We start from the raw sequence: 9795 nt of genomic DNA on the forward strand, positions 1-9795 counted from the left end.
CCACCACAGCAGCCCCCACCACTGCAGCCCCCACCACTGCACCAGACCAGTCAGGAGCCTAGGCCATGGAATCCAACAGCCTGCAGGGTGCCCCGCCGCGCCCCGAAGCGGTCCGCCACGAATACCGGCCGGCCGCCGTCGAGCACCCTGCCGGGGTGGAGAGCAAGGGCTGGACGCGGAACGAACTGGCCGCGCGGGTGGCGCAGGAACTGCGCAACGGCCAGTACGTCAACCTCGGCATCGGCATGCCCACCCTGATCCCGAACTACATCCCGGCCGGCGTCGAGGTGGTCCTGCATTCCGAGAACGGCATCCTCGGCGTCGGACCGTACCCGGGGGAGGACGACGTCGATCCGGACCTGATCAACGCCGGGAAGGAGACCGTGACGGTCAACAAGGGCGCCGCGTTCTTCGACTCCGCCACCTCCTTTGGCATGATCCGCGGCGGACATGTGGATGTGGCCGTGCTCGGTGCCATGGAAGTGGCCCAGAACGGTGACCTGGCCAACTGGATGATCCCGGGCAAGATGGTCAAGGGCATGGGCGGCGCCATGGACCTGGTGTTCGGCGCGAAAAAGGTGATCGTGATGATGGAGCACGTGGACCGGAACGGCAAGCCCAAGATCGTGGAACAGTGCACGCTGCCACTGACCGGCAAAGCGTGCGTGGACCGCATCATCACCGACCTCGCGGTCATCGACGTCGTGACCGACGACGGCACGTCCCGGCTGGTCCTGCGGGAGCTCGCCCCCAACGTAACGGTGGAGGACGTGGCCGCGGCCACCGGCGCCGAACTCTTCGAGGAAGACCAGGAACTGACAGTATGACGGCGAACCCCCAGCACGTGACTGAACCCCCTGTCGGCGGACCCCGTATCATCGAACAGCGCGGAATGTACTTCGACGAGCTCGAGGAGGACGTGGTGTACGCGCACCGGCCCGGCCGGACCGTGACCGAATCGGACAACGTCCTCTTCACCACCATGACCATGAACACCCAGGCGCTGCACCTTGATGCCGCCTGGAGCGCGGAGCAGCCGTTCGGCCAACGCCTGGTGAACTCCATGTTCACCCTGGCCACCGTCGTGGGGCAGTCCGTTCCCCAGCTGACCCAGGGCACCATCATCGCGCAGCTGGGGCTCACGGATGTGTCCTTCCCGCACCCGATGTACCACGGCGACACCCTGTACACAGAGACTGTCGTGACCGGGAAACGGCTGTCCTCCTCACGCCCCGGGCAGGGGATCGTGACCATGAAACACACCGGCCGGAACCAGAACGGCGAGGTCGTCGCCCTCGCCACCCGCAGCTGCCTGATGTGGACACGGGAAGCGCACACCGCCGCGCAGCAGGAAATCTCTGCGCAGCGGTCAAGAACTGTCCGGCACGAATGAACGCAAAAGGACAGAATAGAGACATGAGTTTCCTGATGGGTCCTGCCCTGCTGTTTTGCCCTGCCGACCGCCCCGAGCGCTACCAGAAGGCGGCCGAGCGCTCCGACGCCGTGATCGTGGACCTCGAGGACGCCGTCGCGCCGGCGGACAAGCAACGCGCCCGCGGTGCGATCCTCGCCCAGCTCGGCGCCACCGGCGACGTCCCCGAACTCGACCCGAGCCGCACCATCGTCCGGATCAACCCGGCCGGCACGGAGGAGCACGAAAAGGACCTGCATTGCCTCAAGCACACTCCGTACCGGCACATCATGCTGGCCAAGGCCGAAAGCGCCGCCCAGCTCCGGGAGCTTGAGGGCTACAGTGTGATCGCGCTTTGTGAAACGGCGTTGGGGATCGTGAACGCCGCCGAGATCGCGGCCGAACCCAACGTGGTCGGGCTGATGTGGGGCGCCGAGGATCTGCTGGCCTCCCTCGGCGGTACCTCCAGCAGGACCGACGACGGCGCCTACCGCGCGGTGGCGCTGCACGCCCGCTCCACGGTGCTGCTCGCGGCCGGAGCCTTCGGCAAGGAGGCGATCGACTCGGTCTACGTCAACATCCCGGACCTGGACGGGCTGGCCGCCGAGTCGCGCGACGCCGTCGCCTCGGGTTTTGGCTCCAAGGCCTGCATCCACCCGAACCAGGTGGCCGTGGTCCGGGATGCGTACGCGCCGGCGGATTCGGACGTCGCCGCGGCCAGGGAGCTCCTAGCCGCCGCCGCTGCGGCAGGATCAGGCGTCTTCCAGTACCAGGGCAAGATGATCGACGGGCCCATCCTCAAGCACGCCGAATCCACGCTGCGCCGCGCGGGGCACTAACTCGAACGCCCCGAACAGCCGCTTGCGGCTAAGCCACAGGCCGGGAGTCGATGGACTCCCGGCCTGTGGCTTTCGGTGTGGCTTTCCGTTGGGCTTTCAGTAGCGGCTCTCCAGCCCGCGGCTGTTCGCGGCGCCTAAGGCTCCTGGCCGGCCTTTACGGCAAGCACGGGGCAGTCGGCCTCGAGCAGGATGTGCTGGGCGGTGCTCCCCATGATCAGTTTCCCCACGGGCGTGCGCCTCCGCAGGCCGATGACGATCAGCTCCGCTCGGTGCTGTTCGGCCGCCTGCAGGACCTCGTTGGCCGCATCGTTGCCGCGGACCGGCTGCTGGACGAGGTGTTCGATGCCTTCCTTCGTGAGGCGCTCTTCGATCCCGGAGATTTCCTCGTCCACGGCGTAGCGTTTGTCCACGAAAGCGTCGCCCCGTGAGGAATTGATCACTACCAGGAGTTTCGCGTTCTTTCGTGCCTCGGAGATGGCCGCTTCCAGTGCCGCCGTCCCTTCTGGAGTGGGAAGGTAGCCAACGATGATGCTCAAGGGTTCTCCTGTCGTCCTGCGGGTGTGGTCTGGCTGGTATCCGTCGCGCGGTCATCCATGGCTAGAGTGTCCGCGTTTTCATCATTTGTCCTGGCAGCGTCCGGCACCGTCGTGGCCTGCATGCCGGCAACAGCCGGGGCCGCCTCCGGTCGGGCCATGCGCCAGAGCCGCATCAGCAGCGGCCAGAAAAGGATGATCGCCACGATGACGTAGATCCCGACGGCGATCGGCTCGCTCCACAGTCCTGCCGGATCGCCCGCGCTGAGCTGGAGCGTCTTGCGCAGCTGCCCCTCGAGGCGCGGACCCAGGATGACACCTAGGACCAGGGGCAGAACGGGGAGCCCGAAGCGCCTCATCATGAAGCCCAGCGCACCAAGGACCAGCAGCATAACCAGGTCGAACGCCTGCAGGTTGACCGAATAGGCGCCCAGCGTGGCGAAGAACAGGATGCCGGCGTAGAGGTACGGCCGCGGGAGCTGCAGCAGCTTCGCCCACACCGGTGCCAGCGGAAGGTTGATGATCAGGAGCAGCAGGTTGCCAATGAAGAGGCTGGCAATCAGCGCCCAGACCAGCGGTCCCTCGGTTGCGAACAGCTGCGGTCCGGGCTGGATGCCGTAAGACGTGAAAGCTGCCAGCATAACGGCGGCCGTGGCGTTCGTGGGAAGGCCCAGCGCCAGCATGGGCGTCAACGTCCCCGCCGCTGCCGCGTTGTTCGCGGCCTCCGGCCCAGCAACGCCCTCAATGGCGCCATGGCCGAATTCCTCGGGATGCTTGGAGAGCCTCTTCTCCGTGACGTAGGAGAGGAACGTGGGGATCTCGGCGCCGCCGGCGGGAAGTGCCCCGAACGGGAAACCGAAGGCTGTTCCGCGGAGCCAGGGTTTCCAGGACCGTTTCCAGTCCTGCTTTCCCATCCACGGACGGCCCACGGGAATGATGTGCAGGGGAGTGCGGCGCAGGTGCGCAGCAACCCACAGTGCCTCGCCGACCGCGAAGATGGCCACGGCCACCACAACGATGTCCAGGCCGTCGGCCAGCAGCGGCAATCCGAACGTGAGGCGTTGCTGGCCGGTAACGGAGTCCATACCCACGAGTCCGATTGCCAGGCCAAGGCCCAGGGAAGCGAACCCGCGCAGCCGGGAGGAACCCAGCACGGCAGTGACAGCCAGCAGGGCGAGCACCATAATCGCGAAGTAGCTGGGTGAGCCCAGGCTGACAGCGAACTGGACAACGATCGGCGCGCAGACGGCGAGCAGCGTTGTGCCGATGGTGCCGGCAACGAACGAACCGATGGCGGCAGTGGCCAGAGCCTGGGCCGCCCTCCCGGCTTTAGCCATCTTGTTGCCTTCGATGGCCGTGACCACCGAAGAAGACTCACCGGGCGTGTTGAGCAGGATCGAGGTGGTGGAGCCGCCGTACATGCCGCCGTAGTAGATCCCGGCGAACATGATGAAGGCGCTCGTTGGCTCCAGGGCATACGTGACCGGGAGCAGCAGGGCCACGGTCATTGCCGGGCCGAGGCCCGGGAGTACGCCCACTGCCGTGCCGAGGACTACGCCGATGACGGCGTAGAGCAGATTCATCGGGGTCAGGGCGGTGGCGAAACCGTCCATCAGGGAGGAGAAAACGTCCATTAGAGAATCCCTTCCAGCAAACCGGCGGGAAGTGCGATGCCGAGGCCCAGGAAGAAGCCGTAAAAGGTCAGGATGGACAGGGCCAGGGAAATCAGGCCGTCCCGGACGTAGTGGCGCCCGCCGAGGGCCCACACGCTGCCCCAGAACAGCACGGTTCCGGAAATCACCCAGCCGGCCCAGTCGATGAGCAGGATGTTGGCGACGAAGGCGCCCACCAGGGGCAGTACCGTCTTCCAGTCCACGGGGTGTGCGAGGTCAACGTCCTCCCAGCCTTCCGCCTCACCGCTGCCGCCGCGCAGTACGTTTAATGCCAGCAGCACGGCGCAGATGACGAGCAGCCCGGCCACGATGAAGGGCACTGTTTTGGGACCCACCGGGTCTGACCTGGAATAGGGTGTCGCCAGACCGTTGGCGTCAAGGAAGACCACCAGCCCGGCCGCCCCGAGCAGGAGGGCGACCCCCAGCTCGGAGCGGCCTTTGAGCCGAGAGGCAACTGTTGGTGAGGAGCTCACGCCAAGCCAAGCTTCGTGAGGACGTCCGCCACGCGCTTGTCCTGCTCAGTCAGGAAGGTCTTGAATTCGTCGCCAGTAACAAAGGCGTCAGTCCAGCTGTGCGTCTTCAGCGTCTCTTTCCAGGCGGCGGTGCCATGCATCTTCTCGAGGGCGGCAATGAGGGCTGCCTTGTCCACGTCGCTGATCCCCGGAGGGGCGACGACGCCGCGCCAGTTCGTGAACACCAGGTCGATGTTGGATTCCTTGAGGGTGGGGGCGTCAACGCCGTCCAGCCGCTCCGTGCCGCTGGTGGCCAGTACACGGACCTCGCCCGATTCAATCTGCTTGAGGTACTCACCGGCGCCAGAGGCAGCAAAGCCGAGCTTGTTGCCGAGGATGGCCGGAAGCAGGTCGCCGCCGCCGTCGTAGGACACGAAGTTGACCTTGGTGGCGTCGATTCCGACTGCTCCTGCGAGCTGCATGGGCAGCAGATGGTCAGGGCCGCCCGGTGAGGACCCGCCGCCGACCGCGATGGAACCGGGATCGGCCTTCCACGCCGTCACGAGGTCGTCGATGGTTTTGTAGGGTGAATCCTTGCCGACCATGATGGCGCCGGGCTCTTCAATGAGCTTGGCCAGCGGCGTGGTGTCCGTCAGCTTGGAAGTGGACTTGTTGGTGTAGCTGGCGCCCACCACCCCCAGGCCCATCAGCATGGTGAGGTCGCCATTGCCCTTTTCGTTGACTATGCGAGCCAGTCCCACGGTTCCGCCGGCACCAGCGAGGTTGAAGACTTCGGTGTTGGTAGCGATCTTCTCGTCTGCGAGAACCTTCGCGGCAGCACGCGCGGTGGTGTCATAGCCGCCCCCGGGCGAGTTGGGGACCAGAATCTGCAGCCCGGTAACGGGACCGGCGGCAGCGCTGGCGTCTCCGCTCGTTGAGCTCTTGGCGGTGGCACCGCAACCGGTGGCCATCAGGGCGATGCCGGCAGCGACGGCGGCAATTCGCAATGCGCGGATCTGGCGCATGGTGTTCCTCTTCTCGATAAAACTAATCAGCAAAAACTGACTGGGTGCTCTGATGCTAGGCGGCTAAGTGACTGGCATCACTCTTGTGTACGCAGAGAAAGTTAAGTTCATTTCGTTCACGTTTCCGGCCCCCAACCATGCCGGAACATGCGCCGAAAGCGGTAGTCGTGGTGGGGTATAGTTCACCCCACCGCCGGGGATTGGGACCTTTGCGGACGTACCCCGGCCTCCGGCTTAAGAGGCCGGCTGAACCATCACCAAGAAAGACGGCACGTGACTCGACGAAGAGGAATGTCCCTCGCCGGGCAATATCTGGTCCTGCAGTTGCTGATTGTCCTGGCCGTCCTCGTCGGCGTTGTCGCCATCTCCCTGGCCCAATCGGCCGCCGCGTTTGAGCGGATCGAGGGACGCCGGGCAATGTCCGCGGCTGAAGCGCTGGGCAGCAACCCCACCGTCCGGGCGATGCTTCCCTCGGCCGAACCGCGGGGGAGTGCGGCGCTGTCCGCCGTCGCCGAGTCGGTCCGCACCGTTTCCGGGTCCGCGCAAGTGGCCCTCGCCCGGATCGACCGCACCGTGGTGGCGTCGTCGGACCCCGGACTGCTGAGCCGGCCGCTGGAACTTGGCGCGAGCCGGGTGATGGAAGGCCGAGCCTGGACGGGTGTAGTGGGCGGAACAGCCATCCCCGTGCTTTCGGGCCACGTACCGGTCCTTGACGACTCCGGGACAATGATCGGTATTGCGTCCATCAGCAGGAACTATCCGTCCACCTGGGAGCGGCTGGGGGATGCGGTACCGAACCTGTTGACCTATTTGGGAGTGGCCAGCGTCCTGGGGGTGGCAGGCTCCCTGTTGCTGTCGCGCAGGGTCAAGCGGCAGACCCTGGGCATGGAGCCCAGCGAAATCTCGGGCCTGGTGGAGAACCGCGAGGCGATGCTTTACGGGCTCAAGGAAGGAGTGGTGGCGCTGGACCTCCACGGACGGATTACCGTAGCAAACGACAGTGCCCGTGCGCTCTTGGGCCTGCCGGCGGACTGCGTGGGCAAGGATCTGGCGGGACTGCCCGTGGAACCGGCGCTCAAGGAAGTGCTGACCGGCGAGCAGCCCGGGCAGGACCAGATGGTGCTGGTCGGGGAGCGCCTGGTGGTGCTGAACCGCGTGCCCATCCGTTCCAAGAGCAGGGTGATGGGATCCGTCGCCACCCTGCGTGACCGGACTGAGCTTTCATCCCTGGAACGCGAACTGGGTGCAACCCGCACAGCCACGGACACACTGAGGGCGCAGGCCCACGAGTTTGCCAACCAGCTGCACGTCATTTCGGGCCTGATCCAGATCGGCGAATACGAATCCGTGGTGCAGTTCGTCAACGGCGTCACCGTGGACCGGACGAGGCTGAATGACGACGTGACCACCCGCATCCAGGACCCGGCGCTCGCCGCCCTGCTGATTGCCAAATCAAGTCTTGCCGCCGAGCGCGGTGTGCCGTTGCAGCTGGACCACGCGTCGTCACTGTCCCCTGTGGGCGACGAACTCTCCCGGGACCTGACAACCGTCGTGGGAAACCTCGTGGACAACGCGCTCGACGCCGTCACCGGAGCTGCCGAGGCCTCTGTCCGGGTCCTCGTCGAGGAAAGTGGCGACGAAGTAGTCATCACCGTCCGGGACACCGGCCCGGGCATCGAGGGCGCAGCCGCCGACGAGATCTTCCGGCAGGGGTTCAGCACCAAGCAGCCCGGTCCAGCCGGCGGCCGGGGATTTGGTCTGGCCCTCTCGCGGGTGGTCTGCCAACGGAGCGGCGGCGCGCTCGCGGTGGCCAACGACGGCGGGGCCGTCTTTACTGCGCGGCTGAAAAGGACGCCGCTGTCACGGACGCCGGCAACAAGGATGCCGGCCCCGGGAAAGGTGGCGCGGACTTGATCACGGTCCTGATCGTCGACGATGACTTCATGGTGGCAAAAGTCCATGCCGGCTTCATCCAGCGCACTTCGGGTTTCGCCGTCGTCGGGGTTGCGCACACCGGAGCCCAGGCCATAGCGGAAACGACCCGGCTGCAGCCTGATCTGGTCCTTCTGGACATCCACCTGCCCGACATCAACGGCCTGGACCTCATGGCCAGGCTGCGGGAAACGGCGCCGGAACTGGACGTTCTGGTGATCAGCGCAGCCCGAGAGGTCGAGACCGTCCGCAGGGCCCTGCGCGGTGGAATTGTCCACTACCTGATCAAGCCTTTTTCGCAGTCGGACCTGCAGGAGCGGCTGGAGCACTATCGCAGCGCTTACCAGGGCCTGGACATGTCCAAGGACGTTGCCGAGCAATCGGACGTCAACCGGGTCTTCGGGCTGGAACGCGCTGAGCGTACGGCCCGGACGGAAAACCGCCTGCCCAAGGGGTGCAGCGCCGAGACGCTCCGCCGGGTGGTCGACGTGCTTCAGTCCGCCGAAGCGGATCTGTCAGCGGCCGAAGTCGCGGACCTGCTGGGCACCTCCCGGGTCAGCGCCCGCCGTTACCTCGAATACCTCCACGATGAGGCCAGGGTTGAGGTGCGGCTCAAATACGGTGCGGGCCGTCCAGAGCGCCGTTACGAGCTCAATCCGGTGTGACGCCGGCGGGGCAACGGTGCACCCTCAGTCCCCGGGCTGCAGCGACAGGGGCGGAATGGACTCGTCCAGCAGCATCCGGATCCAGCGCTGGCCGGTGGCACGGAATTCCTCCCGGGTGGAGAAGCGGTAGAGGTAGCTGCTGGCCCGCACCCAGCGGGGCCGGGCGCCGTCGAACGGATCATGCCGCAGCAGGCGCAGGGTGGGCCGGTCGGCCTCCAGCAGTTTGGCCAGGAAGGCATAGAACCATTGCTCGTGCACGGTGCGCAGCGGCAGGAACCACATCAGCCAGTCCAGGCGCAGGTGGTAGGGCGCCCACTGGCGCGGGATCCGGCGGACGTCGCCGGGCTTGCCGCGGAAGTCGTATTCCCGCCAGTCCGCAGTATCGTCGGCATCCGCGGCGAGGGTGCCTTCCACCACGATTTCGATCCGCTGCCTGGTGACCGTGCCAAACGCGCCGTAGGTGTTCCCCAGCTGCCAGCGGTTGAAGGCCGCGTTCATCAGCTGGTATTGGGAGAACAGGTTCTCGATCGGGCGGTAGCTGAGCAGTACCAGCAGCACCGTGGCGAGCAGGACCACCACGAGCCACGCAACCGGCGCCTGGCTGCCGGTCACGGCACCAGCGCCGGCAGCCCCACCCGCTGCGGCATCCGGGCCTGTGCCGGCGGCGTGCCAGTCGAGGGGGATCGCCGGGATGAGCGCATGCGCCACCGGGTCGCTCACTGTGGCGAAGGCGAGCAGGATCGCCATCCAGTTCAGCCAGGCGAAGTTCCCGCTCGCCACCAGCCACAGCTGAGTGATGATGATGATCCCCGCAGCCACACTGGCCAGCGGCTGCGGGCCGAAGAGGAAGAACGGCACCACCAGCTGCGCGAAATGGTTGCCCAACACCTCCATCCGGTGCCACAACTTGGGCATCAAATGCGCCTGCCGGCTGAGCGGCCCGGGCATCGGCTGGGTCTCGTGGTGGTAGTACAGGGCTGTCAGGTCACGCCACTCCCGGCCGCCGCGGATCTTGATCATGCCGGCGCCGAACTCCAGGCGGAACACCAGCCACGCCAGCAGGATCAGGATGGTCCGCGGCGGGGGAGTCTGGTCGGAGCCGAGGAAGGCCACAATGAAGCCCGCCTCCAGCAGCAGCATCTCCCAGCCAAAGCCGTAGAACGTTTGCCCCACGTTGACGATCGACATGTACAACAGCCACAGTGCCAGGAATGCCAGCAGCGGGACCCACGGCGGGCCCAGCTGCGGCAGGCCCAGGACGAGCA

10 protein-coding genes are annotated in these 9795 nt (G+C 66.2%); 5 read left to right on the forward strand and 5 right to left on the reverse strand.

What is annotated here, in order from left to right:
• Window positions 1-65 precede the first annotated feature (65 nt).
• Genes BJQ90_RS13470 through BJQ90_RS13480 form a run of 3 tightly spaced genes read left to right on the forward strand, consistent with a single transcriptional unit; the run spans window position 66 to window position 2250 of the window.
• Window positions 66-827, forward strand: a complete 762-nt coding sequence (locus BJQ90_RS13470; RefSeq protein ID WP_226760761.1) for a CoA transferase subunit B — start codon at window positions 66-68, stop codon at window positions 825-827.
• A complete protein-coding gene (locus BJQ90_RS13475) occupies window positions 824-1393 on the forward strand; it encodes a MaoC family dehydratase (RefSeq protein WP_413463681.1) in 570 nt (189 codons plus the stop codon). Before BJQ90_RS13470 ends, BJQ90_RS13475 begins: the two co-directional genes overlap by 4 nt.
• A gap of 23 nt (window positions 1394-1416) precedes the next feature.
• Window positions 1417-2250: an HpcH/HpaI aldolase/citrate lyase family protein gene (locus tag BJQ90_RS13480; RefSeq protein ID WP_226760762.1), complete on the forward strand. Its 834-nt coding sequence runs from the start codon at window positions 1417-1419 to the stop codon at window positions 2248-2250.
• A 134-nt stretch (window positions 2251-2384) separates the two neighbouring features.
• Here BJQ90_RS13480 and BJQ90_RS13485 read toward each other — a convergent pair whose 3' ends face one another.
• From BJQ90_RS13485 to BJQ90_RS13500, 4 genes are read right to left on the reverse strand one after another with little or no spacing between them, the layout of a single operon-like run.
• Window positions 2385-2786: a universal stress protein gene (locus tag BJQ90_RS13485; RefSeq protein WP_226760763.1), complete on the reverse strand. Its 402-nt coding sequence runs from the start codon at window positions 2784-2786 to the stop codon at window positions 2385-2387.
• The gene (locus BJQ90_RS13490; RefSeq protein WP_226760764.1) at window positions 2783-4417 is read right to left on the reverse strand and encodes a tripartite tricarboxylate transporter permease; all 1635 of its coding nucleotides are present in this window, start codon (window positions 4415-4417) and stop codon (window positions 2783-2785) included. Before BJQ90_RS13490 ends, BJQ90_RS13485 begins: the two co-directional genes overlap by 4 nt.
• Window positions 4417-4929 (reverse strand): tripartite tricarboxylate transporter TctB family protein, encoded by a 513-nt coding sequence (locus tag BJQ90_RS13495; RefSeq protein WP_226760765.1) that lies wholly within the window; start codon window positions 4927-4929, stop codon window positions 4417-4419. Before BJQ90_RS13495 ends, BJQ90_RS13490 begins: the two co-directional genes overlap by 1 nt.
• Window positions 4926-5933, reverse strand: coding sequence for a Bug family tripartite tricarboxylate transporter substrate binding protein (locus BJQ90_RS13500; RefSeq protein WP_226760766.1), 1008 nt, complete (start codon window positions 5931-5933; stop codon window positions 4926-4928). Before BJQ90_RS13500 ends, BJQ90_RS13495 begins: the two co-directional genes overlap by 4 nt.
• Before the next feature lie 291 nt (window positions 5934-6224).
• On the opposite strand from BJQ90_RS13500, the gene BJQ90_RS13505 reads away from it, so the two are divergent.
• Window positions 6225-7847: a sensor histidine kinase gene (locus tag BJQ90_RS13505; RefSeq protein WP_226760773.1), complete on the forward strand. Its 1623-nt coding sequence runs from the start codon at window positions 6225-6227 to the stop codon at window positions 7845-7847.
• Complete coding sequence (locus tag BJQ90_RS13510) at window positions 7844-8530, forward strand: response regulator (RefSeq protein ID WP_226760767.1); 687 nt, start codon at window positions 7844-7846, stop codon at window positions 8528-8530. Before BJQ90_RS13505 ends, BJQ90_RS13510 begins: the two co-directional genes overlap by 4 nt.
• Before the next feature lie 24 nt (window positions 8531-8554).
• Here BJQ90_RS13510 and BJQ90_RS13515 read toward each other — a convergent pair.
• Window positions 8555-9795 (reverse strand): lipase maturation factor family protein (locus tag BJQ90_RS13515; protein WP_226760768.1); only part of this gene is annotated, 1241 nt, incomplete at its 5' end.

Origin of the sequence: Arthrobacter sp. SO3 (assembly GCF_020532825.1) — a bacterium.
GTDB lineage: Bacteria > Actinomycetota > Actinomycetes > Actinomycetales > Micrococcaceae > Arthrobacter.